Source organism: Streptomyces sp. NPDC091272, assembly GCF_044757485.1.
GTDB lineage: Bacteria > Actinomycetota > Actinomycetes > Streptomycetales > Streptomycetaceae > Streptomyces.
In genome coordinates, this window is record NZ_JBIVVC010000014.1 from 37,025 (window position 1) to 60,214 (window position 23,190).

Annotated in this window: 14 protein-coding genes and 1 pseudogene; 4 read left to right on the forward strand and 11 right to left on the reverse strand. The window is 72.7% G+C overall.

The features are described from left to right. Window positions 1-4: 4 nt before the first annotated feature. Window positions 5-697 (reverse strand): annotated as a pseudogene (locus ACIQM4_RS30020) (TetR/AcrR family transcriptional regulator); the annotation flags it as partial. 53 nt (window positions 698-750) lie between these two features. Between ACIQM4_RS30020 and ACIQM4_RS30025 the strand changes: the two are divergent. From ACIQM4_RS30025 to ACIQM4_RS30035, 3 genes are all read left to right on the forward strand, one after another. Beyond that, window positions 751-1,869 (forward strand): FAD-dependent oxidoreductase, encoded by a 1,119-nt coding sequence (locus tag ACIQM4_RS30025; RefSeq protein WP_401598065.1) that lies wholly within the window; start codon window positions 751-753, stop codon window positions 1,867-1,869. Between the two features lie 134 nt (window positions 1,870-2,003). Then, window positions 2,004-3,725: a PP2C family protein-serine/threonine phosphatase gene (locus tag ACIQM4_RS30030; protein WP_401598068.1), complete on the forward strand. Its 1,722-nt coding sequence runs from the start codon at window positions 2,004-2,006 to the stop codon at window positions 3,723-3,725. Between the two features lie 220 nt (window positions 3,726-3,945). Then, complete coding sequence (locus ACIQM4_RS30035) at window positions 3,946-4,836, forward strand: glycoside hydrolase family 19 protein (RefSeq protein ID WP_401598071.1); 891 nt, start codon at window positions 3,946-3,948, stop codon at window positions 4,834-4,836. Between the two features lie 113 nt (window positions 4,837-4,949). On the opposite strand, the gene ACIQM4_RS30040 is transcribed toward ACIQM4_RS30035, so the two are convergent. Further along, on the reverse strand, window positions 4,950-5,522 hold the full coding sequence (locus ACIQM4_RS30040; RefSeq protein WP_401598074.1) for a dihydrofolate reductase family protein: 573 nt from the start codon (window positions 5,520-5,522) through the stop codon (window positions 4,950-4,952). A gap of 246 nt (window positions 5,523-5,768) precedes the next feature. Here ACIQM4_RS30040 and ACIQM4_RS30045 point away from each other — a divergent pair, with 246 nt between their 5' ends. After that, window positions 5,769-7,370 carry a hypothetical protein gene (locus ACIQM4_RS30045; RefSeq protein ID WP_401598077.1) on the forward strand — a complete coding sequence of 534 codons (1,602 nt, stop codon included), beginning with the start codon at window positions 5,769-5,771 and terminating at the stop codon, window positions 7,368-7,370. Window positions 7,371-7,513: 143 nt separating this feature from the next. On the opposite strand, the gene ACIQM4_RS30050 is transcribed toward ACIQM4_RS30045, so the two are convergent. The 9 genes from ACIQM4_RS30050 to ACIQM4_RS30090 all read right to left on the reverse strand — a co-directional run bounded on the left by ACIQM4_RS30050 (window position 7,514) and on the right by ACIQM4_RS30090 (window position 23,152). Next, window positions 7,514-8,173: a lactate utilization protein C gene (locus tag ACIQM4_RS30050; protein ID WP_401598080.1), complete on the reverse strand. Its 660-nt coding sequence runs from the start codon at window positions 8,171-8,173 to the stop codon at window positions 7,514-7,516. After that, window positions 8,170-9,645 (reverse strand): LutB/LldF family L-lactate oxidation iron-sulfur protein, encoded by a 1,476-nt coding sequence (locus tag ACIQM4_RS30055; protein WP_401598081.1) that lies wholly within the window; start codon window positions 9,643-9,645, stop codon window positions 8,170-8,172. The genes ACIQM4_RS30050 and ACIQM4_RS30055 overlap by 4 nt, the downstream gene beginning before the upstream one ends. Next, window positions 9,642-10,487: a (Fe-S)-binding protein gene (locus ACIQM4_RS30060; RefSeq protein WP_401598083.1), complete on the reverse strand. Its 846-nt coding sequence runs from the start codon at window positions 10,485-10,487 to the stop codon at window positions 9,642-9,644. Before ACIQM4_RS30060 ends, ACIQM4_RS30055 begins: the two co-directional genes overlap by 4 nt. 89 nt (window positions 10,488-10,576) lie before the next feature. Next, on the reverse strand, window positions 10,577-11,968 hold the full coding sequence (locus tag ACIQM4_RS30065; RefSeq protein WP_401598277.1) for a rhamnulokinase family protein: 1,392 nt from the start codon (window positions 11,966-11,968) through the stop codon (window positions 10,577-10,579). Between the two features lie 307 nt (window positions 11,969-12,275). After that, the gene (locus tag ACIQM4_RS30070; RefSeq protein ID WP_401598084.1) at window positions 12,276-14,318 is read right to left on the reverse strand and encodes a bifunctional aldolase/short-chain dehydrogenase; all 2,043 of its coding nucleotides are present in this window, start codon (window positions 14,316-14,318) and stop codon (window positions 12,276-12,278) included. A 244-nt stretch (window positions 14,319-14,562) separates the two neighbouring features. Beyond that, entirely contained in the window at window positions 14,563-15,759 is a 1,197-nt protein-coding gene (gene rhaI / locus ACIQM4_RS30075; RefSeq protein WP_401598086.1) for an L-rhamnose isomerase, read from the reverse strand. 102 nt (window positions 15,760-15,861) lie between these two features. Next, the gene (locus ACIQM4_RS30080) at window positions 15,862-17,199 is read right to left on the reverse strand and encodes an MFS transporter (RefSeq protein ID WP_401598088.1); all 1,338 of its coding nucleotides are present in this window, start codon (window positions 17,197-17,199) and stop codon (window positions 15,862-15,864) included. Between the two features lie 83 nt (window positions 17,200-17,282). Next, window positions 17,283-19,925, reverse strand: coding sequence for an alpha-L-rhamnosidase C-terminal domain-containing protein (locus ACIQM4_RS30085; RefSeq protein WP_401598090.1), 2,643 nt, complete (start codon window positions 19,923-19,925; stop codon window positions 17,283-17,285). Then, complete coding sequence (locus ACIQM4_RS30090) at window positions 19,922-23,152, reverse strand: alpha-L-rhamnosidase (RefSeq protein ID WP_401598092.1); 3,231 nt, start codon at window positions 23,150-23,152, stop codon at window positions 19,922-19,924. The genes ACIQM4_RS30085 and ACIQM4_RS30090 overlap by 4 nt, the downstream gene beginning before the upstream one ends. Window positions 23,153-23,190: the final 38 nt, after the last annotated feature.

A 23,190-nucleotide genomic window follows, 5' to 3' on the forward strand; every position in this document is an offset into this window, starting at 1 on the left:
CGTGGGGTGGGCGGCCGGCGGTGAGTTTGCCTGCCACGGCGTCCAGGACCCAGTCCAGGCCGTTCGCGAAGGAGGTCTCGGCGTCCACGTCGGTGCCTTCGTGCACGGCCCTGGCCAGGGCCGGGAAGCGGCCCGTGGCCAGCATCCTCGTCAGATGCGGGCCGGCGGCCCGCTGCCACTCGTGCTTGGAGAGACCGTCGGCACGCTCGGCACGCAGGTTGGTGATCTCGCGGCGGATCGCGCCGTTGAAGTAGGCACTGACGGTCTCGACGGCGCGCATGACGGTGTCGATGTCGGCGAGGCCGTCGAGGGCGGACAGCGTGGTCTCGGCCACGGCGAGGCCGTTCGGGCCGAAGGCCGGGCGCCCGCCGAGCAGGTCGGCCAGCCACTCGTGCCGCAGCGCGGCCCGCCTGGTGCGGTGGGCGAGGGTGGCCAGTGCCTCCCGCCAGTCGCCGGGCGGCTCCTCGGGGAGGATCTCGGCCTGGACCGCGTCCACCATGAGGTCGAACAGCTCCTCCTTGGTGGCGATGTACCTGTACAGCCGCATCGGGCCGGCGTCCAGGCGCGCGGCGACCTTGCGCAGGGACACCTCCGCCAGCCCGCCCTCGTCGGCCAGCGCGACAGCCGCGGCGACGATCCGCTCCCGGTCGAGCGGTACGGGTTGAGTCGGCGGCTCCGGCCGGTCCCACACAGTCATGGTCACACCGTACCCTTGCGATCCGCCGTAACGAGTCAATACAGTGTATTGACATGAGACATCGCATCGCAGTGGTCGGAGGCGGTCCCGGCGGCCTCGCCCTCGCCCGGGTCCTGCACCGGCACGGCCGTCCCGTCACCGTCCTCGAACGCGACCCCGCCCCCGACTTCCGCCCCCCGGGCGGCACCCTTGACCTGCACGAAGGGCTGGGCCAGCTCGCACTGGCCAAGGCCGGACTGCTGGCGGAGTTCCGGGCCCTGTCGCGGCCCGAGGGGCAGGCCATGCGCATCCTGGACCCGGACGGCACCGTCCTGCGTGACTGGCAACCCCGGCCCGACGACCGGGCAAACCCCGAGATCGACCGCGGGCGGCTGCGTGACCTCCTGCTCGGCCCGCTCGACGTCCGGTGGGGTCGGCACGTGACGCGGGTGACCGCGGCGACCAGGGAGGGCGTGCGGGTCCACTTCGCGGACGGGCGGCAGGAGACGTTCGACCTCGTGGTCGGCGCGGACGGCGCCTGGTCCCGGGTCCGCCCGGCGCTCTCGGCCGCGACACCGCACTACACCGGCGTCAGCTGTGTGGAGACCTCCCTGGACGACGTCGACCACCGTCACCCCGACCTCGCCCGGCTGATCGGCGACGGCTCCGTGGCCGCGTACGGCGTCAACCGCGCGCTCGTCGCCCAACGGGGCAGCGGTGGCCACGTCAAGGTGTACGCCCAGTTCCGCGCACCGCTGGACCGGTACGCGGACCTGGCCGTGGACGACGTCGAGGCCGTGCGCTCGGGCCTGCTGGCTCTGTTCGAGGGCTGGGACAGCCTGCTCCTCGACCTCGTCCGCCGCGGCGCGGCCTTCGCCCACCGCCCCCTGCACGCCCTGCCCGTCTCCCACACCTGGCCCCACGTCCCCGGGGTGACGCTGCTGGGCGACGCGGCCCATCTGATGCCTCCGTTGGGGGCGGGCGCGAACCTGGCGCTGCTGGAGGGCGCCGAGCTCGCCGAGGCCCTCGTGGCCGCCCCCACGGATCCGGACGGGGCCGTCCACGCCTTCGAGGAGCAGATGTGGGCACGGGCCGCCCGGTGGGCGGAGTTCACGACGGCCGGCCTGGAACGCCTCGTGAGCCCGGACCCCACCGAGGCCCTCGCTCTCTTCGACCAGGTGCAGCCGTCCTGACCACCGCGCGGCCCACCCTCGGCCGGGCGGGCGCACGGACGGACGGCCGGGCGCCCGCCGCCGGGTCGCCGCCGCTGCGGCGGCGGGCGAGGATGTCCGCGAGCCGTAGCTGACGACCCCGGGAAGGCGGCACCATGGAGCATCTCCCTCCCACGGGGGACGGACGCTCCCGCCTTGAGCTCCAGGCCGTGGAGGAGCTGCTGGCCGCACAGCGGCAGCGGATCGCCACCTACGCCCATACGCACCGGCCGCAGCAGCGGGCCCCCGGGGGCCCCGCCGGGCGGCCGACGGCCCCGGTCCCGGACGCCGTGAGCGATCTGCTGGACGCGCTGCCGCTGGCGGCCCTGCTGGTCAGGCCCGTGCTCGGCGACGACGGCGCGATCGAGGACTTCCTCTATCTGGCGCAGAACGGGCGGGCGCGCACCTACGCCGCCGCCCGCGTACCGCAGGACGCCGTGGCGCCCTGGAACGGCCCGGTCCCGCTGTTCGAACGCTTTCCCGTCATGGAGCGCACCGCACTCCCCCGGATGCTCGCCGACGCGCACCGCTCGCGCGAGTCCCAGGGCCCGGAAGCCGTGGAGTGGTTCCTCCCCCGGCCGGAGGGGCTTCCCGTACGGCTCAGCAACGAGGTCCGCGTCGGCCCGTGCGGTCAGGATCTGCTCGTCACCTGGGAACCGGGCCACCGGGTCCGGATGGCGAAGGCGGCCCAGAAACTGGTCAGGACCTGCTGGGCGGAGTGGAACCTCGCGAACAGCAGCGTCGACCCGTCCCTCGGATTCGGTTACGTGCTGGGACTTGGCCGGGAGGACCCCGTCCCCGACCTGCCGGGCATCGCCGCGCTGGTCGCCCCCGACAGCCTGCCCGAGTTCTACCGGCTGCTCTACGACGTGCTGCTGCGCAAGCGGCGCTCCGAGTGCGAGGTGCGCCTGCTCGGACCGGTGGAACGCTTCATCAGGATGGTCGCCGAGCCGGTCCGCCCCGAGGGCGGCCCCGTGTGGGCGGTGCGGGCGGTCCTCATCGACGTCAGCGACGAGCACCGCCGCCGTGCGGTGGCCCGGGCGTCGGACGAGGAGGCGCGCCGGCAGCGCTCGCGGGCCACGGCGCTCGCGGAGGTCGCCGACGTACTGCGCGACGCCGTACTGCCCCGCTTCCAGGGCGAACTGGCCTCCTACGGCCTCGACGCCGCGGCCGTGTACCGGCCCGACTCCAGGGGGTCGGGGGTCGGCGGCGACTGGTACAAGGCCCGCAGGCTGCCCGACGGGCGGCTCCTGGTCGCCCTCGGCGACGCCCGGGGGCACGGGCTCGACGCGGTCACCCTCATGGCCAAGCTCCGGTACGCGCTGGCCGGCCTCGCCTACACGGGGGCGCCGGTGGAGGAGCTGACCCGGTGGCTGAACGAGGTGGCGTGCGACGACGGCATCGAGTCGACCGCCACCGCCGTCATCGCCCGCTACCACCCGGAGCGCTCGATGCTCCGGTGGACCTGCGCAGGACACCCGCGCCCCGTCCTGCTGCGCGGAACGCGGGCCACCCAGCTGTCCGCGCCGCCCGGCGGGGCCGGCCTCACCCTCGGGGTGCTGTCCGGCGCCACCTACGCCGCGGCCGAGACCGTCCTCGCCGAGGGCGACATCATCCTGCTCTGCTCCGACGGGCTCATCGAGCGCCGTGACTCCGATCCGGACCGGGACACGGCGCGCTTCCTTGACGCGGCCGAGCAGTGCGCACGCGAAACGACTCCCGCGCGCGGGCACGACGGGCTGCAGGAGTACGCCGAACTCCTCCTCGACCGACTCGACGGGCCGCACTGCGCGGACGACGCGACGCTTCTCGCCCTGCGGCGGGTACCGGTGGTCTGAGCGCCCTGCCCGCTCCCTTGCGGTTCTCCTTCCGCACGTGCGCGCCCCCCAACAGGGGCCCAGGTCACGTGCGCGCCCCCCCCAACAGGGGCCCAGATTCAGATTTCTGCGCCTTTTCTTGGTCTAGACCTTGACAGGTCCAGACCATTTCGCTTGAGTTCGCGACACCCCCATGGTGGCGCGAACCCCACGAACCGCGCCGCCGATAAGGAGAGTTGGCATGTTCAAACGCCTCACCAGCCTCACCGCGGCACTCGCCGCGTTCGGCGCGATGATCGTCCTGGGCCCGGCCGCCGGAACGGCGTCCGCCGCCGACTGCGCAGCGCCGTGGAGCTCCTCGTCCGTCTACACCGGTGGCAACTCGGCCTCGCACAACGGGCACAACTGGACGGCCAAGTGGTGGACCCAGAACGAGACCCCGGGCGGCTCGGACGTCTGGACCGACAAGGGTTCCTGCGGCGGCGGTTCTGAGCCGGGCAACCCGGACCCTTCCGGCTTCGTCGTGACCGAGGCCCAGTTCAACCAGATGTTCCCGAGCCGCAACCCCTTCTACACGTACAGGGGCCTGACCGACGCGCTGGCCTCCTACCCGGCCTTCGCCAACACCGGCAGCGACACGGTCAAGCGCCAGGAGGCCGCTGCGTTCCTCGCCAACGTCAGCCACGAGACCGGCGGCCTGCAGTACGTGGTGGAGCAGAACCAGAGCAACTACCCGCACTACTGCGACGCCACCCAGCCCTACGGGTGCCCGGCGGGACAGGCCGCCTACTACGGCCGCGGGCCGATCCAGCTGAGCTGGAACTTCAACTACAAGGCCGCGGGCGACGCCCTCGGCATCGACCTCCTCAACAACCCGCGACTGGTGGAGCAGGACCCGGCCGTCGCCTGGAAGACCGGCCTCTGGTACTGGAACACCCAGAGCGGACCGGGCACCATGACGCCGCACAACGCCATCGTCAACGGCGCCGGCTTCGGTGAGACCATCCGCGCCATCAACGGCACCCTGGAGTGCAACGGCGGCAACCCCGCCCAGGTCCAGAGCCGTATCGACCGCTACAAGGCGTTCACCCAGATCCTGGGCACCACACCGGGCTCCAACCTGAGCTGCTGACCACGCGGCACGGCTGTCGAGGTGCCGGACGGGTCCGATTCACGGGCCCGACCGGCGCCTCTCGCGTTTCCGCGGCCCGGCGTTGTCCCCCAGGGGGGAGAAGGCGCGCCGGGTCAGCGGACGACGTCGAAGACGTTCTTCTGGAGGCCGTTGGCGTACGCCTCGTACTCGACCAGCCGCAGCTTCTGGGTGTCCTTGTCCGTGGCGCTGAACAGCCGCTTGCCCGCGCCCAGGAGGAGCGGGAAGACCAGGAGGTGGTACCGGTCGACGAGACCGGCGTCGGAGAGGGCCTGGTTGAGTGAGGCGCTGCCGTGGACGATGAGCGGGCCGCCCTCGGTCTCCTTGAGCGCGGCGACCTCGTCGAGGGTCCGCAGGATGGTGGTGTCGCCCCAGTCGGTGACGAGGTCGTCGTCGCTGAGGGTGGTGGAGACGACGTACTTGGGCATCTGCCGGTAGCCGGCGAAGTCCGCCATGTCCGGCCACACCGGGCTGAACGCCTGGTAGCTGACCCGGCCCAGCAGCATCGCGGCGGCCTCGCCCTGCTCGCGGCCCTTGATCTCGAACGCCTCGGGCAGGAACTCCATGTCCTTGAAGGTCCACCCGGAGTTCCGGTAGCCGCTCTCGCCGCCCGGCGCCTCGACGACGCCGTCGAGCGAGATGAACGCGGTGGTGACGATCTTGCGCACGGGACGACTCCTCTTGACCGGTGGGCACGGCTGCCCCGGGGCACGGCTGCGCGGGGACCTGCGCAGGTGCACGAACTCTGGCGCGGGGCCGGGCACATCGCCCCGCGGGTCCCCCAGTGTCCCAGGAACCCGCGCCCGCGCGCAGGCCACCCACCCGGTCGGGGACCTGACCGGGCCGGGGGAAACACCGCCGCGCCGGGCGGTGAGCCTCGGGGCGGGCGGGAACTTTGCGTATATCCATGGTGCATGAGTGAGCGTTTTACGCTGAATGGTTCCCGTTTCTCCGCTGCCTTCGCCCCGGCCGCCGAGACGCGGCAAGGGGATGCCGACGCCGTCCCGGTGGTCGAGCCGCTCGCGCCCGCCGCGGACAGCGGGGTCTGTCGCGCGGTGCTGCACGGGGCGGTGCTGCTGGTCGTCGTGCTGCTCCTGGGTGTGGCCGTACGCCTGCCGTGGGACGGCGACCTCGGGGTGCACGCGGCGACCGTCGAGCGGCTGCGGCACCGGCTGCTCGATCCGGGCAACCCGCTGGTGGACGCGGACACCACCAGTCCGTACTACTCGCCGTGGATACTGCTGCTCGGCGCCGTCGCCGAACTGACCGGACTCGCCACCTTCTCCGTGCTGCGGCTCTCCGCACTCGTGTCGCTGCCGCTGCTGATCACCGGCGTCTGGCGGTTCGCGGGTACTCTCAGCACGCGCCGGGCTGCCGGGCCGCTCGCGGTGCTGTGCGTGCTCTTCCTCTGGGGTCCGCAGCCCTTCGCGTGGAGCGGATTCCTGGAGCTCGGCTCGCTGGCGCTGAGCCTTTCGTACCCGAGTACGTTCGCCCTCGCGCTCTCCTTCCACCTCTGGGCCCTGCTCTGTGACGCGCTGCGCGGCCGGGGCCGGTGGCAGCTCTGTCTCGTGCTCGGGCCGCTGTGGGCCGTCATCGTGCTCAGCCACCAGTTCTCCGGCGCCGTCGCCACCTTCGGCGCGCTCGGCGTGCTGTGCGGGGCGCGGCCGTGGCCGGGTCGGGGGATCTGGCTGCCGCTGGCCGGCGGTTTCGCGGCCGGGCTCGTCCTGCTCGCCGCCTGGCCTTACTACTCGTTCTTCGCGCTGCTGGGTCACGGCGGGCTGGAGACCATCCACCGGTCCCTGTACCAGGACCTGTTGCCGCGGTACGCCTTCGTCTCGATCGGGGTGCTTGCGCTTGGCCTGCGGTTCCGGCGGGACCGGCGGGACCCGCTGGTGGTCTTCTTCGCCCTCGGCGCACTGATGGTCACCGCCGGCGCGGTCACCGGCCACTGGGCCTGGGGGCGGGCGCTTCCCGCGGCCGTCGTCCCCGCGCAGCTCGCGGCGGCGCTCGCCGCGGTGTCAACAGGCTCGCGGTTGGGCCGCAACGTCTTCGCGGGGCTGACCGGCGCGGCGCTCGTGGCGGGCGCGTGGGCACAGGCCGGGGCGCTCGGCTACGTCGTACGGGCGGACGCCCTGCCGCCCGCGGTGCGCGAGAAGGTCCGGGAGCCCTGGGCCGATTACCGGTGGGTCACCCCCTGGACGAGGTACGGGGACACCGTCATGACCAAGGGACTGGCGGCCCGTCAGGTCCCGGCGTACGGCCCCTACACGGTGGCGCCCGGGTACCCGGACTTCTTCCTGCCCGACGAGGCGGCCAGGCACGCGGCGGTCGACCGGTACTTCGCACCGGGCTCCTCCCGGGCGGAGCAGCTCCGGATCCTGCACCGGTACAAGGTGAGCTGGGTGCTGCGGTGGAGGAGCGACGGCGGGCTGCGGGCCGGCGACCCCGCGCTGCGCGAGGTGACGACCGGGCCGAACGGGCAGGTGTTGTTCAGAGTGGTACCGCCGCCCCGCTGACCCGGAGAGCACCCGACCGCCCCGCTGACCCGGAGAGCACTCGGCCGCCCCGCTGACCGGGGGAACACCCGGCCACCCCGGCGGCCAGGTGCTGACCCGGGGGAACACCCAGCCGCCCCCGCCACCCCGGCGGCCAGGCGTGCTCAGCCGGTCGGGTCCTGGCTCACCAGCACCACCTCCAGGCGCCGCGGGCCGTGCACCCCCTCGACCCGGTCGAGTTCGATGTCGCTGGTGGCGGACGGGCCGGAGATCCAGGTCAGCGGACGGGCCGGGTCGAGCCGTTCGAGGGCCTGCGGGACTCCGGCGACCACCTGGGCCGGTACCCGCACCACACAGACGTGGTGGTCGGGGACCAGTGTGATCCGGCGCCTGCCCTGGTCGGGGCCGCCGTCCAGGACGAGCGTGCCGGTCTCCGCGATCGCGACCGCGCAGCCGGTCAGCACACTGTCGACCTGGTCCAGGTCGTCCGGGGTGCTCTCCCCGAGGTCCTGGACCGGCAAGGCCTCCGTGGCCGCAAGCCAGCTCCGCGGCAGGCCCGGCGGGACCAGGACGCTGCGCGCGCCGCGCGCCGCGAGCAGGCGTGCCACTGTCGCGGGGAGTTCCGCCTCCGTGCAGCGGTGCACGGTGGCGCGGTAGTCGGCCAGGTTCTCCGCCAGCAGGTCCACCGTCCGTTCCCCGCTGCGGGAGCCGTGCTCACGCAGGTAGTTCCGGTCGACGGCCGTGGCGTACGACTCCGGTCCCTCGGTCCGCGTCGCGCCGACCGCGCGCCGCACCCGGCCGAGAATCACGTCCCTGCTGCTCACTTCGTGCCCTTTCCGCCGTGCGTACGCCGCCACCAGTCCCTGAAGGGTTCCGCCGGGACCTGCGGCAGGTCCCTGGTCCCGCTCCACGCCCGGCCGGGGCCCGGCAGCGTGCGGGGATGAAGGCGCCGGGTGCGCGAGGCCAGGCGCTGGCCGGTTCGCAGCGCCGCCGGGTGGGAGAACACCCACCGGGCGCCGCGCATGGCCGCCCGCTCCGCCGCGTGCCCCTTCGCGGGCTGCACCGTCACCTTCGTGCCGTGCCGGGTGGCCGCTCCGCCCTGGACGACGCGTTCACGCAGGTGCACCAGGACCTCGGGGATGTCGATGGCGACCGGGCACACCTCGTAGCAGGCGCCGCACAGCGAGGACGCGTACGGCAGTGAGGCGTCGATCTCGCTCGCGGTGCCCCGGAGTTGGGGGCTGAGGATCGCGCCGATGGGACCGGGGTAGACGGAGCCGTACGCGTGGCCGCCGGCGCGCTCGTACACCGGGCACACATTGAGGCAGGCCGAGCAGCGGATGCAGCGCAGAGCCTGGCGGCCGACCTCGTCGGCGAGGGTGTCGGTGCGTCCGTTGTCGAGCAGCACCAGGTGGAAGGTCCGCGGGCCGTCACCGTCGGTGGTGCCGGTCCAGGTGCTCGTGTACGGGTTCATGCGCTCGGCCGTCGAGGAGCGCGGCAGGGTCTGCAGGAAGACTTCGAGGTCGCGCCAGGCCGGTACGACCTTCTCGATGCCGACGACCGAGATCAGCGTCTCGGGCAGGGTCAGGCACATGCGGCCGTTGCCCTCCGACTCGACGACGACCATGGTGCCCGTCTCGGCGACCATGAAGTTCGCGCCGGAGATGCCGACCTTGGCGCGCAGGAACTTCTCGCGGAGGTGGCGGCGGGCGGCCTCGGCGAGGTCGGCGGGGGTGTCCGTCAGCCCTTCGGGTGCGGGCCTGCCCCACTTCCCCATCTCCGCGCGGAAGATGTCGCGGATCTCGCCGCGGTTGCGGTGGATCGCCGGGACGAGGATGTGCGAGGGGCGGTCGTGGCCGAGCTGCACGATGAGTTCGGCGAGGTCCGTCTCGTACGCACGGATGCCCTCGGCCTCCAGCGCCTCGTTGAGGCCGATCTCCTGGGTGGCCATCGACTTGACCTTGACCACCTCCGTCTCACCGGCCTCGCGCACCAGCTGGGTCACGATCCGGTTCGCCTCGGCCGCGTCGACGGCCCAGTGCACCGTGCCGCCTGCGGCGGTGACGGACTGCTCCAACTGCTCCAGGTAGTGGTCGAGATGGTGCAGCGTGTGGTCCTTGATCTGCTTTCCGGCCTCGCGCAGCTGCGCCCAGTCGTCGAGCTCCGCCACGGCCTTGGCCCGCTTGTCGCGGATGGTGTGCGTCGCGTGCCGGAGATTGGCGCGCAGCGTCGTGTCGCGCACCGCGTCGTGGGCGGCCTTGGGAAACGCGGGCATGCCGAGATACGTGCCGCTCATGTCAGGGGCTCCTCTGCTGTGCCGGCCGCCGGGCTCCCCGCGGCCCCCGGCGCGTGGTCTGCCGCCGTGCTGCTGATCCCCGCGGTCCCCGGCGAGTGGTCCGCCGCCGTGCTGCTGAGGATCTCAGCGATGTGGACCGGCCGCACCGCGGTGTGCAGGCGGGTCATGGTGCCGCCGATGTGCATCAGGCAGGAGTTGTCGGCGGCGCACAGCACTTCGGCGCCGGTCGCCTCCGCGCTGCGGACCTTGTCGGCGGCCATCGCCGCCGAGACGTCGGAGTTCTTCAGGGCGAAGGTGCCGCCGAATCCGCAGCACTCGCTCGCACCGGGCAGCTCCCGCAGCTCAAGTCCTTCGACCGCACCGAGGAGTTGCAGCGGCTTGTCCGCGAGTCCGAGGGAGCGCAGCCCGTGGCAGGTGGGGTGGTAGGTCACCGTGTGCGGGTAGTACGCACCGACGTCCGTCACGCCGAGCACGTCCACCAGGAACTCGGTGAGTTCGTACGTCTTCGGCACGACGGGGGCGAGCGCGGCCGCGAGCCCGCCGCCCCGGCCCTCGGCGCGGGCCCGCTCGCCCATCCGCGGATAGAGCTCGCGCACCATCGCGCCGCACGAACCGGACGGCGTCACGATCGTGTCGTAACCGGCGAAGTCCCGGGCGAACTTCCTGGCGAGCGGCTCCGCCTCGTGCCGGTAGCCGGTGTTGTAGTGCGCCTGTCCGCAGCAGGTCTGGGCCTGCGGGAAGTCGACCTCGACGCCCAGCCTGCCCAGGAGCTTCACCACTGCACGGCCCGTGTCCGGATAGAGCGTGTCGTTGACACACGTCAGGAACAGTGCGACGCGCATGGCGGCCCCTTCGTCTCGTACATCCGTCAAATCTCGCACGTCCGGTGCCCCGGTGGCGGGCGGGGCCGTCTGCTGCGCGCCCGTACGCCTCACCTCGGGTCGAAACGCTGCTCGGCGGCGCGCCACGCGGTGTGGTTGCCGCGTGGTTCGTGGCGCTGCAACGGCTGTGTTCCTACCAGGAGTTGTCGCATCGCCTGCCGGTCACCGACCAGGCCGTGGGCGCGCGCCTGGACGAGTACGTTGCCCAGCGCCGCCGCCTCGGCCGGCCCCGCGACGACGGGGAGCCCGCAGGCGTCTGCGGTCAGCTGGCAGAGCAGTGCGTTGCGCGCACCGCCGCCCACGATGTGCACCACGTCGACCGTGCGCCCGGCGAGACGGGCCGCGTCCTCGACGGCCCGCCGGTGCGCGAGGGCCAGTGAGTCGAGGATGCACCGGGTCGTCTCGGCCGGAGTACGCGGAACGGGCTGCCCGGAGGCCCGGCAGGCGTCCGCGATGCGCCGCGGCATCCTGCCCGGCGCCAGGAAGGTCTCGTCACCCGCGTCCACCACCGACCGCAGCGGCGCCACCTGCCCGGCGTCCCGCAGCAGCCCGCCGAGCTCGGGGCCGCCCCAGTCCCGCAGGCACTCCTGGAGCAGCCACAGCCCCATGATGTTGCGCAGGTAACGGACGGTGCCGTCCAGGCCCAGCTCGTTGGTGAAGTTGGCGGCGCGGCTCGCCTCGGTCAGCACGGGCGCGTCGAGTTCGAGCCCGGCCAGGGACCAGGTGCCGGTGCAGATGTACGCGAAGGCGCTGCCCTCGGTGGCCGGTACGGCGGCGACCGCCGACGCGGTGTCGTGGGAGCCGACAGCGGTCACTGGCACCGGCCCTTCGAGCCCGGTCTCCTCCAGCACGTGCGGCAGCAGCAGCCCGGCGGCGTCACCGGGTGCGCGCAGCGGGGCGAAGAGGCTCAGGTCGATGCCGAGGCGCTCGGCGACGCCGTGCGCCCAGCCGCCCGTGCGCGGGTCGACGAGCTGGGTGGTCGAGGCGTTGGTGAGCTCGGTGCCCGCCCGGCCGGTCAGCCAGTACGTGAGCAGGTCAGGGATGAGCAACAGCCGCTCGGCGGCGGCCAGTTGCGGCGAACCCTGCGCGGCGACGAGCTGGTACAGCGTGTTGAAAGGCGCGTACTGGAGGCCGGTCGCCGCGTACAGCTCGGCGGGCGGGACCTTCGCCCACACCTTCGCCGCGATGCCGTCCGTACGTCCGTCGCGGTAGTGCACCGGGTTGCCCAGCAGCGCTCCTTCGGCATCGAGCAGTCCGTAGTCCACGGCCCAGCTGTCGATGCCGACGGACGCCACCGGGCCCGCCGCGCGCAGCCCGTCGAGCACTCCCGCGTACAGGTTGAGGATGTCCCAGTGCAGGGTGGCGCCCGCCCGCACCGGCCGGTTGGCGAAGCGGTGCACCTCCGTCAGGTCCAGCACGTCGGGACCGACACGCGCGGTCATCACGCGCCCACTGGACGCACCGAGGTCCACGGCGGCAAAGGGCAGGGAGCAACTGGGCGGCACGGTGTCCTCACGGAGCAGGAGTACGGGCGGGGTGACTGGGGCGGGGTGACCGGGGCGGGGCGCGACGGGGGCGCGGGGCGGGGGCGGAGGTCGGGGCCGGAGGCCGAAGCCGGGGCCGGAGGCCGAAGCCGGGGCCGGAGGCCGAAGCCGGGGTCGGGCGCCGACCGCAGACGCCGGCCGCAGAGACGCATCCGCCCCGACACCGGCGGCAGCCGAACCGGGCGCCCGGCCCCCGCACGCCCGCTCAGCGCAGGAACGCCGCCGCGACGCCCGCGTCCACCGGGATGTGCAGCCCCGTGGTGTGGGACAGGTCGCCCCCGGTGAGTGCGAACACCGCGCCCGCCACGTGCTCGGGTAGCACCTCGCGCTTGAGGAGCGTCCGTTGGGCGTAGAACTCGCCGAGCTTCTCCTCCTCGATGCCGTACGTCGCCGCGCGCTGCGCACCCCAGCCACCTGCGAAGATTCCCGAGCCGCGCACGACACCGTCCGGGTTCACCCCGTTGACGCGGATGCCGTGCTCGCCCAACTCGGCTGCCAGCAAACGGACTTGGTGGGCCTGGTCGGCCTTGGTCGCCGAGTAGGCGATGTTGTTCGGGCCTGCGAACACGGCATTCTTCGAGGCGATGTAGACGATGTCGCCGCCCATGCCCTGGGCCTGCATCACCCGGGCCGCCTCGCGTGCGACCAGGAACGACCCGCGGGCCATGATGTCGTGCTGGAGGTCCCAGTCCCTCGCGGTGGTCTCCAGGAGCGGCTTCGAGATGGAGATGCCCGCGTTGTTCACCACCAGGTCGACCCCGCCGAAGGCCAGCACCGCGGCGTCGAAGGCCGCCGCGATCTGTTCCTCCGACGTCACGTCGACGGTGACCGCGACCGCCTTGTCGGGGCCGCCCAGCTCGTCCGCCACGGCCGTCGCACCGGCGGTGTCGAGGTCGGCGACCACCACGCACGCGCCCTCCGCGACGAGCCGGTGCGCGATCGCCTTGCCGATGCCGCTGCCTGCGCCCGTGACCAGCGCGACCCGGGTCGCCAGCGGTCGCGGCCTCGGCATCCTGCGGAGCTTGGCCTCCTCCAACTCCCAGTACTCGATGCGGAACTTCTCCGACTCCTCGATCGGGGCGTACGAGGAGACGGCCTCGGCACCGCGCATCACGTTGACGGCGTTGAGGTAGAACTCGCCCGCGACCCGCGCCGTCTGCTTGTCCTTGCCGAAGCTGAACATGCCGACGCCGGGCACCAGCACGATCGCCGGGTCGGCGCCGCGCATGGCGGGTGAACCGTCGACGGCGTGCCGTGCGTAGTAGGCGGCGTACTCCTCGCGGTAGGCGGCGTGCAGTTCCTTGAGGCGGGCGCCCGCCTCGTCGAGCGGCGCGGACGGCGGCAGGTCGAGGACCAGCGGCCTGACCTTCGTCCGCAGGAAGTGGTCGGGGCAGGAGGTGCCGAGTGCCGCGAGCCGCGGGTGCCCGGCGGAGGCGAGGAAGTCGAGAACGGTGCCCGAGTCGTCGAAGTGGCCGACCTGCGGGCGGTCCTGCGAGGCGAGGCCCCGGACCAGCGGGGCCAGGGCCGCGGCGCGCGCCCTGCGTTCGGCCGCGCCCAGCGCCGCGTAGCCCTCGATCACCGGGCCGAAGGGCTCCGCCCTGCCGTGCTCGGCGAGGAAGGTCTCGGCGGTACGGATGATGTGCAGCGAGCGCTCCTCGCACTCCTCTGCCGTGTCGCCCCAGGCGGTGATCCCGTGCCCGCCCAGCACACAGCCGATCGCCCGCGGGTTGGCCTCCTTGACCGCGGCGATGTCCAGGCCGAGCTGGAATCCCGGCCGCCGCCACGGCACCCACACCACGCTGTCGCCGAAGCACTCCGCGGTCAGCTTCTCGCCGTCGGCCGCGCAGGCGAGCGCGATGCCGGAGTCGGGGTGCAGATGGTCGACGTGCGCGGCGTCCACCAGGCCGTGCATCGCCGTGTCGATGGACGGCGCCGCACCGCCCTTGCCGTGCAGGCAGTAGTCGAAGGCGGCCACCATCTCGTCCTCGCGCTCCACCCCCGGGTACACGTCCTTGAGCGCGTGCAGCCGGTCGAGGCGCAGCACGGCCAGTCCGTCGGCGGTGAGCGTCCCCAGGTCGCCGCCGCTGCCCTTGACCCAGAGGAGCTCGACCTCGCCGCCGGTCACCGGGTCGGCCTCGGTTCCCTTCGCGGACGTGTTGCCGCCCGCGTAGTTGGTGTTGCGCGGATCGGCGCCGAGCCGGTGCGAGCGGGCGATGAGTGCGGCGGCGGCTTCGGAATGGGGAGTCATGGGGTTCTCAAGTCCTTCGTGAGATACGGGCGGCACGGGGACGCGCGTGGCGGCGCGGAAGCGTGCGTGGTGGTACGGAGGCGTGCGGGACGGCGGGACGGCGGGACGGCGTGCGGGGCGGCGTGCGGGGCGGCGTGCGGGGCGGCGGGACGGCGTACGGCACGGTGGGACGGCGTACGGGGCGGCGTACGGCGTGCGGGGCGGCGGGGAGGCGGGGAGGCGGCGCACCGCCCTGGTCGTGGTGTTACGCCCCCCAGCCCGCCTGCTGCCCGCCGGTGCGGCCGGTGACGATCCGCTCGGCCCAGCCCGACGCGTGGTACGCCGCGACCGGGTCGGGGCCGAGCCCCTGCTCCTCGCGCACCTCGGCCAGCAGCGGCCGTACGTCCGTGTTGTAGGCGTCCATCAGCGCGGCGTTCGCGGCCAGCACGTCGCCCGCGCGCTGAGCGTCCGCCAGGGCTTCGTCGTCGACCAGCAACGCCTTGGCCGTGGCCTCCTGCACGTTCATCACCGAGCGGATGACCGCCGGGATCTTGGCCTCGATGTTGTGGCACTGGTCGAGCATGAACGCGATGCCCGAGCCGGCCTCCAGACCGCCGCCGCGCCGCACCTCGTACAGGATGCGAAAGAGCTGGAAGGGGTCGGCGGCCCCCGCCATCAGGTCGTCGTCGGCGTAGAAGCGGGAGTTGAAGTCGAAGGCGCCGAGCTTCCCCTCCCGCAGCAGGAACGCCACGATGAACTCGATGTTGGTGCCGGGCGCGTGGTGCCCGGTGTCCACGCACACCTTCGCCCGGTCGCCCAGCTTCAGGCAGTGCGCGTACGAGGTGCCCCAGTCCGGCACGTCGGTGGCGTAGAAGGCGGGCTCGAAGAGTTTGTACTCCAGCACCAGCCGCTGGTCGTCGCCGAGCCGCTCGTACACGGTGTGCAGCGCCTCGGCCAGCCGGTCCTGACGGGCCCTGAGGTCGTCCTGGCCCGGGTAGTTGGTGCCGTCGGAGAACCACAGCTTCAGATCGCGCGACCCGGTGGCGTCCATGATGTCGACGCACTCCAGGAGGTGCGCGAGAGCCTTGCGGCGGACCGCGGGCTCCGGGTTGGTGACGCTGCCGAGCTTGTAGTCGTCGTCCTGGAACACGTTGGCGTTGATCGTGCCGAGCCGGACGCCGCGCTCCTGGGCGTACTTGCCGAGTGCGTCGTAACCGCCCGGCCCTTCGACCCGGTCCCACGGGATGTGCAGGGCGACGGTCGGCGCCGCACCGGTGAACTGGTGGACCTGCGCGGCGTCGTCGAGCTTCTCCCGCGGGGTGCGCGGGACGCCCGCCTGGGCGAACACCTTGAAGCGGGTACCGGAGTTGCCGTAACCCCAGGAAGGCGTCTCGATCGCCTGGCGCTTCAGGACGGCCTTGGCGGCCGCCGTCCGTGCCTCGTGTGCTGTGGACCCGGTCATGACTCTCCTGTTGGACGATCGTTGTGAAACGATTCAATAACTGACGCTAAGCGGCACCCGAGGCGCCTGTCAACGGAACGGACGCCGCCGTCGCGGTCCGTCTCAGCCGGTGGCGCGTTCGCGTTCCAGCTGTTCGAGGGACTTTCCTGCGGTGTTCGGCATGAACAGGCCGATGACGCCGCAAATGAGCAGACAGCCCGTCAGGAACGCGGCGACCGTGGTGATCCCGGTGCTCGCGAGGGAGGGAACGAAGAAGGACCAGATGCCCAGGAAGACCCGGGCGACCCCGAACGAGATGCCCTGGGCGGTGCCCCGCAGCATCGTCGGGAAGAGTTCCTGGCTGACGGTCTTGTAGAAGCCCTCGCCCGCCATGGTCTGGCCGATGCCGAAGAGGAAGACGTTGAAGACGATCGTCGACAGGGTGAAGGGGAGCACCAGGAAGAGCGCGTACGCAGTGATCTGCATGACCGAACCGGTGATCCACATCGCCCTGCGGTAGCGGTGCCCGCGGTCCGAGAGGCGCATGTAGATCGCGACCGTGCCCACGATCGCCAGCGCGAAGCCCGCGCAGGACAGCAGCACACTGGTCGCCTGGCTGCCCGCCCCGAGGGTCTTGACCATGTACGGGGTGAAGATGCCGTTGGTACCCGCCGCGAGGTTCCAGAACAGGTAGATGCCGCCGGTGTACAGCAGGGCGCGCAGGTTGGGGCCGCTGAGCAGGTCGCGGACCCGCGCCTTGGCCGCCTGCCCGGACTGCGCCGCCGACTTCCACACGGCCGATTCGGTCATCCCGCGCCGCAGCCCGTAGGTGACGAGCGCGACCAGGAACAGATGGAGGAAGACGAGCCGGATCCCCAGCAGACCGAGGTCCGACACCGCCCAGGCGAACAGCAGCACGACGACGGGACCGAGGTTCCAGGTGACCTGGGTCAGCCCCATCAGCCTGCCGCGCGCCTTCGCCGGCGAGAACTCACCGACCAGGGCGAGCGAGGTGGGCACGTCGGCGCCGACCGCGAGACCGACGAAGAAGGTGCCGGCGAACAGCATCGCCGGGTTGGCGGCGAACACGATGAGCAGGATGGCCGCCGCGTAGACGAGCAGGTCGTACTGGTATATCCGCTTGCGGCCCAGCTTGTCGCCCAGCCGGCCGCCGACGAAGGCGCCGATCGCCGCGCCCAGGGCGTTGGGCCCGATGGCGGTGAGGGTGCCGACCGCGTCGCCGGACAGCCCCATCTCGTCCTGGAACAGGGCCAGGCCGGAACCGAGGGCGACGATCGAACCGGCGTCGAGGTAGGAGGCCATCCCTGCCAGCGCCGTCCACTTCCACTGCTGCTTGGTCACCACACCGGTGTCGGTGGCGGCCGCGGTGCTCTCCGCGGTCTCGACAGACATCACACGGGACTCCTTGATCACGATCACGAACGGTTTGAAACGACTCATCAGATGGGGTGTGCGCCCGGGGCACCCGCCGGGGCCGGGCCGGGGAGGCCGGCATCGGCGGACGGCCCGCGGCCGGTCGGGGCTCAGTCCTCGCGCTGCACGGTGAACCGGTGGGTGCCGTGGGTGATCCCGGAGAGCGTGACGCGACCGGCGTCCGCGCGCACCCCTGGCGCTGCGGCCCTGCCGTTCTCCCAGAGGGCCCGGCCGTCGGCCCGTACGCTCACCCGGTGTCCTTCCGTGGGCAGCGCGACTGCGCCACGGGTGCCCCGGGGCGCCCGCACGGTCAGCGTGAACGCCGTACCGGAGCGGATCCACTCCACCCCCAGCACCCCGTGCGGGGTGGGCAGTTCACCCTGCGCCCAGGTGACGGGCCCCGGGTGCGGGCGCACCTCCCAGTCGGCGTACCCGGGCGACACCGGTTTCGCGCCGAGGAGTTGGTGGGTGAGCGCGGGCAGCACACCCGTCGACCAGCCGTGCGCCATGCTCGTGTAGGCGCCCTCGTACAGCGAGCCGCCGGGGCCGATGCCCTCCCAGTGGGTGGTGCCGGGGTCGTGGCCGTCCATCCACCCGTAGGTGCGCCTGATCTGGTCGACCGCGGAGTCGGCCAGACCGGTCTCGAAGCGGGCCACCAGCTCCGGGTAGGAGGTGAACGCGTACACGCGCTGGGACGCGCCGCCGAAGAGCGTGTCGTTGTCCATGAAGGCGTTGCCGTACCGGCACCTGGTCGTGCGGTCCAGGTGGGCGAGGGCCGAGGCCGCCTGCTCCGGGTCGGCGACGCCCGAGGTGACGGCGATGGCGTTGCCGTCCTGCGCGTGCCGGACCGGGCCGGTGGCGGAGTCCAGGTAGGCGCCCGCCGACTCGTCCCACAGATGGGTGTTGACGGCCCGGGCCACCTGGTCCGCGCGTTCCTGCCACCGGCGGGCGTCCGCGCCGCGGCTCAGGTGCTCCGCGATGCGGGCCGCGTCGCGCAGTGCCTGCACGTAGTTGACGTTGTAGTACGTGACCCGGCCGGTGCGGCCGAGGAACGCGTAGTCGCCGTAGTCGGCCGTGCCGTTGAGCCCCTTGCTGAGCAGGCCCGCCTCGTCGGTCACGCTCGGGTACCAGGTGTCGAGCACCTTGACCAGCTGCGGGAAGTAGCGCTCCGCGTAACCGCGGTCGCCGGTGTAGAGGAGGTAGTCCCAGCTGCACGTCACCCACCACAGCGGGTAGTCGAACAGCGGGAGGGTGTAGCGGTTGATGGAGGCCGGCGGTATCCAGCCGTCCGCGCGCTGGTGCTCGGCGAGGTCGGCCAGCACGTTGCGGGCGGCCCCGGCCACCTCGTCGTGGGTGAGGTAGAGGGTGCGGCCCGCCACCGCCACGTCACCGACGTAGGGGTCGCGGTCCCGCTTGGGCGCGTCGTGCAGCACCAGCTTGCCCTCCAGCGACTCGCTGAACGCGTCGCGGGGGTCCACGTCGTCCTTGCGGAAGGTGTCGACGACCAGTTCGTTGGTGTACGAGGCGCCGTACCAGTAGCGGTTGAGCTCCTCGTCGGAGCAGAGGAACCAGCCCCGGTAGGAGGCGGGGGTGCCGAGGTAGGCGGTGAAGTCCAGCGACACGGCGTCGACGGCGACGGCGCCCCACGGCTGCGCGGCCGGCGCGTCGGACGGCAGCGCGTCCAGGGTGATCTTGAGGTAGCGGAAGCCGTGCAGCCCGTCGGCGTAGAGCTTGTCCCCGTCCGCTCCGTAGCCCTTGGTGTCGGTCCAGCGGGCGCCGCGCGCCGGGACGGCGTACTGGTCGGTGCCCCGGCCAGCGCCGCCCGCCTGGTCGGCGCGGGTGAAGTCGGAGCGGTCGGTGAGGTGTTGCAGGGTCTCGGAGAACGCGAGCCGTACACCCGGGAGGTTGTCGGACGCCCAGGCGAAGGCGACCTCCGGGTACCCGACGACGACCTTGCCGAAGTCGAGGGTGACGCTCGGCGCGGCAACCGGTTCCAACGCCCGCGGCCAGACCTCGTTGATCCGGGTGAACACGCCCCGGCCGAGGTCCTGGACGGCGGTCACGGTGATGCGCACCCCGGTCGTCGTGACCGGCGCGGCGAAGCGGACGGCCCGCTGCACGGCGCTGTTGCCGGTGACCGTGGCGACCGTCCGCCAGTCGGTTCCGGCACGTACCGCCACCGTGAAGGCGGTGGGCACCCCGTCGGTGCTGGAGAGCACCGTCACTCCGGAGAGCTCCTGCTCCTGGGGGGTGGTGAGGGTCAGCGTGTCGGGGAAGTCGTGTTCCGTGTCGTCGTTCCAGAAGGTGCCGAGGTCACCGTCGACGGCGTTCGTCGCGTCGTAGCGGCGCGGCGCTCCGTCGCTCCCGTTGTTGCCCGGGTGCGTGGAGGACGCCTCGGCGGTGGTCCCCTGCGGCCAGCGTGGCGTCGCGGGCGGCTTGTCCCTGCGCAGCACGGTGACCTTGCCCCCGGGGGTGAGGAGGGCGTCGGGGGCGCTCACGTCCCCGGTCGTCCGTACGACGCGCACCGGGCGCACCGTCCGGCTGGACGGCGCCTTCACGTACCGGTGCCAGGCACCGGCGGCAGGGAGGGCGCCGGCCGTCCTCGGCGTCCCGGCCGCCGCGGGGGCCGCCGTCACGAGCGGCAGGCCCGCGGTCGCGGCGGCCAGCGCGCCGCCGACGCCCGCCCCCAGCACCGCGCGCCGGTCCGGCGCGGCCTGCGACTCCGCTTCGCCGCGCGTCTCTCGCCCCGTCATGCCCGGTTACCTCCTGCCGTGAAGCGGTGGGTGCCGGAGCCGACGGCGAACACCGCGCAGCCGTCCTCGGTGCGGAGCGGCCGCGCCGCGCCGTGGCCCACCTGCTGGGCCTTCGCCGCCGGGATCCACACCTCCGCCGTGGTGTTGGCGGGCACCGAGACGGTGAGCCGGAAGGCGCCGCCCTCCGTGCTCCAGCTGGTCGAGATCGGCCCGTGCACCGAGTCGTAACGCCCCTGGGCCCGGGTCACCCCGCCGCCGGGACGGGGCCGGACGAGGACCTTGCGGAAGCCGGGTTCGGCCGGGGCGATGCCCGCGATGTTCGCGTACATCCACTCCCCCACCGAGCCGTAGGCGTAGTGGTTGAAGGAGTTCATGCCGGCGTCCTGGAAGCTGCCGTCGGGCCTGATGGAGTCCCAGCGCTCCCACATCGTCGTCGCGCCCCGGTCGATCTGGTAGCCCCAGCTCGGGAAGGACCGCTGGGTGAGCAGCCGGTAGGCGACGTCGGTGTGCCCGGTGGCGGTGAGCACGGGCAGCAGCCGCGGCGTGCCGAGGAAGCCGGTCGACAGGTGCCATCCCTTGGCCCTGACGAGTTCGACCAGCCGGTCGGCCGCGGGGGTCAGGTCGGCGTCGGCGAGCAGGTCCATGGACAGCGCGAGGACGTACGCGGTCTGCGTGTCACCCTTCACCTTGCCGCCCGAGACGTAGGCTGCGCGGAAGGCGTCGCGCACACCGGTGAAGAGCGCGGTGTGGGGCGCCGGGTCCTTGCCGAGTGCCTTCGCCGCCCGGGACACCAGGTCGGCGGCGTGCGCGAAGTACGCGGTGGCGATGACGTCCTTGGGCGTCTCGTCCTGGATGTTGAGCCAGTCGCCGTAGCCCTCCGCAGGCCGCAGGAAGCCGCTGCTGTGCTTCTCCAGGTAGTCGAGCCACTTCACCATCGAGGGCCAGGACTCCTCCAGGACCCGGGTGTCGCCGTACGCCTGGTACAGCGCCCAGGGCACGGTCACCCCGGCGTCGCCCCAGCCCGCCGCGCCCGCGCCGACCGTGCCGACCATGGGGGCCACGTCGGTGAACGCGCCGTCGTCGGCCTGGCCGTCGCGCAGGTCGACGAGCCACTTGGTGAGGAAGCGCCCGGCCGCCATGTTGTAGGCGGCCGTCGGCGCGAAGACGTTGATGTCACCGGTCCAGCCGAGCCGCTCGTCACGCGCGGGAGTGTCGGTGGGTACGGACACGAAGTTGCCGCGCTGCCCCCAGGTGATGTTGCTGTGCAGCTGGTTGAGCATCGGCAGGTTGGTGGAGAAGTCCATGGTGAGGGGCGCGTCGGTGTGCACGACCCGGCCCGTGACCGCGCTGAGCGGCGGCCTGCCCGGGTAGCCCGTCACCTCGACGTAGCGGAAGCCGTGGAAGGTGAACCGCGGCTCGTACCTCTCCTCGCCGCCGCCCTTGAGGGTGTACGTGTCGGTGGCGCGGGCGGTGCGGAGGTTGGTCGTGTAGATCGTGCCGTCCGGATTGAGCACCTCCGCGTGGCGCAGGGTGACGACCGTCCCCGCCGCGCCGGAGACGGTGAGCCGGACCGCACCGACCATGTTCTGGCCGAGGTCGTACACGAAGACGCCGGGCTTGGGCTCGGTGACCTTCCTGGCGGGGACCTCCTGGACCGCGCGGGTGGGGCCACCGACCTCGGCGACCACGGCAGCGCCCGTCCGCTCCACCGCTTCGGCGGGCGACCAGGCGGAGTCGTCGAACCCGGGGCTCGCCCAGCCGGCGGTCTCCCGGCGGGCGTCGTAGTGCTCGCCGGACATGATGTCGGCGCTCGTGACGGGGCCGAGGGCGACCCGCCAGCCGGTGCCCGACAGCACCCGCTCGCTCGTGCCGTCGGTGTAGGTGACCTCCAACTGCCCGAGGAAAGCAGGGCGTTCGCCGTACTGGTGGGGGCCGAACATGCCGACGTTCCCCGCGTACCAGCCGGTGGCCACGCTCACGCCGAGGGCGTTGACGCCCGGCCTGAGCAATGGCGTCACGTCGTACGTCTGGTACTGCACCCGGGTGCGGTAGTCCGTCCAGCCGGGTGCGAGGCGGTCGTCGCCCGCCCGGCGGCCGTTGATCTGTGCCTCGTACAGCCCGAGGGCGGTGGAGTGGAGCCGGGCCCGTGCGATCTTCCGGTTCTTCAGGCGGAACTCGTGGCGCAGTTGTACCACGGGATCCGACAACGTTGTCACCTTCCCCCACGGACCGGCCCCCCACCGTGCGACGTCCTTGGCCGGCTGCCAGGCCCCGTCGTCGTACCCGGTCGCGCGCCAGTCGCCGGACGGCTCCTTGTCGGTGGCCTTCCAGGCGGTGCCGGTGGTGAAGGTGCGCACCCCGTCCGCGGTGGTCAGTTCGAGCAGGCCGATGAGGCCTGCCGGGCTCACCGTGGCGTTCGTCGCGGCCACGGCGATCACCGCGGCGCCGGGGCGCAGCTGCGAGGTCACGTCGACGAGGACCGGGCGGCGCCAGTTGTCGGCGGGGCCGTCCGCCTCGACGTGCGCGGCCCGCACTCCGTTCACATGGGCGGTGAAACCGTCGTCGGCGCTCATGACCAGGCGCGCCCTGACCACGCCTGCGGGGACGTCCACGGAGCCGCGGAAGTAGCGGGTCCCCGCGGGGGCCTCGGTGGCCGGGTCACCCTCGGCGAACCAGATCCAGGAGGCCTCGTCGAGCGCCGGGGCGCCGACCAGTGCCGCGGGCGCGGCGATCCACTTCGCGGCCCAGTCGGACGCCACGCCCAGACCGGTCTCCCACCAGGATGGCTCGCTCCACGCGGAGGCGCGGTCCTTCTCGTCCCAGACCTGGACCGACCAGTAGTAACGGGTACGGGACTTGAGCGCGGGGCCCGCGTAGGGAACCAGGGCCGAATCCCGGGAGGCCACCTTTCCGCTGTCCCACACGTCGGGTTCGGCGAGGCGCCCGGGTGAGCTCGCCACCCGGATCCGGTAGGCGCTCTGGGCCAGCTCCGGCGCGTCGGAGACCAGGGGCCAACTCAGCCTGGGGCGGGGCACGTCGAGCCCGAGCGGGTGCTGCGCGTACTCGACGGTGGGCGCGGTCACGCGTACGGCCCCGGCCGCCCCGGTTCCTCCGGCGGCGGCTCCGGGGGCGGGGGACGCCTGGGCGGCGCCCGGTACTGCGGACGTCAGGGCGGTCGCCACAGCTGCTGTGGCGGTCGTGCTGAGCAGTCGTCGCCTGCTGATCACACTGAGCTCCCTACGACTCGGCGGTGAATCGTTTCAGT

Excerpts from the sequence above, each read along its gene's own strand:
- ACIQM4_RS30055 (WP_401598081.1), bottom strand. The coding sequence starts at position 9,645 with ATGAGCGGCACGTATCTCGGCATGCCCGCGTTTCCCAAGGCCGCCCAC.
- ACIQM4_RS30070 (WP_401598084.1), bottom strand. The coding sequence starts at position 14,318 with ATGACTCCCCATTCCGAAGCCGCCGCCGCACTCATCGCCCGCTCGCAC.
- ACIQM4_RS30045 (WP_401598077.1), top strand. The coding sequence starts at position 5,769 with ATGAGTGAGCGTTTTACGCTGAATGGTTCCCGTTTCTCCGCTGCCTTC.
- ACIQM4_RS30035 (WP_401598071.1), top strand. The coding sequence starts at position 3,946 with ATGTTCAAACGCCTCACCAGCCTCACCGCGGCACTCGCCGCGTTCGGC.
- ACIQM4_RS30080 (WP_401598088.1), bottom strand. The coding sequence starts at position 17,199 with ATGAGTCGTTTCAAACCGTTCGTGATCGTGATCAAGGAGTCCCGTGTG.
- rhaI (WP_401598086.1), bottom strand. The coding sequence starts at position 15,759 with ATGACCGGGTCCACAGCACACGAGGCACGGACGGCGGCCGCCAAGGCC.
- ACIQM4_RS30025 (WP_401598065.1), top strand. The coding sequence starts at position 751 with ATGAGACATCGCATCGCAGTGGTCGGAGGCGGTCCCGGCGGCCTCGCC.
- ACIQM4_RS30030 (WP_401598068.1), top strand. The coding sequence starts at position 2,004 with ATGGAGCATCTCCCTCCCACGGGGGACGGACGCTCCCGCCTTGAGCTC.
- ACIQM4_RS30060 (WP_401598083.1), bottom strand. The coding sequence starts at position 10,487 with ATGCGCGTCGCACTGTTCCTGACGTGTGTCAACGACACGCTCTATCCG.
- ACIQM4_RS30085 (WP_401598090.1), bottom strand. The coding sequence starts at position 19,925 with ATGACGGGGCGAGAGACGCGCGGCGAAGCGGAGTCGCAGGCCGCGCCG.
- ACIQM4_RS30065 (WP_401598277.1), bottom strand. The coding sequence starts at position 11,968 with ATGACCGCGCGTGTCGGTCCCGACGTGCTGGACCTGACGGAGGTGCAC.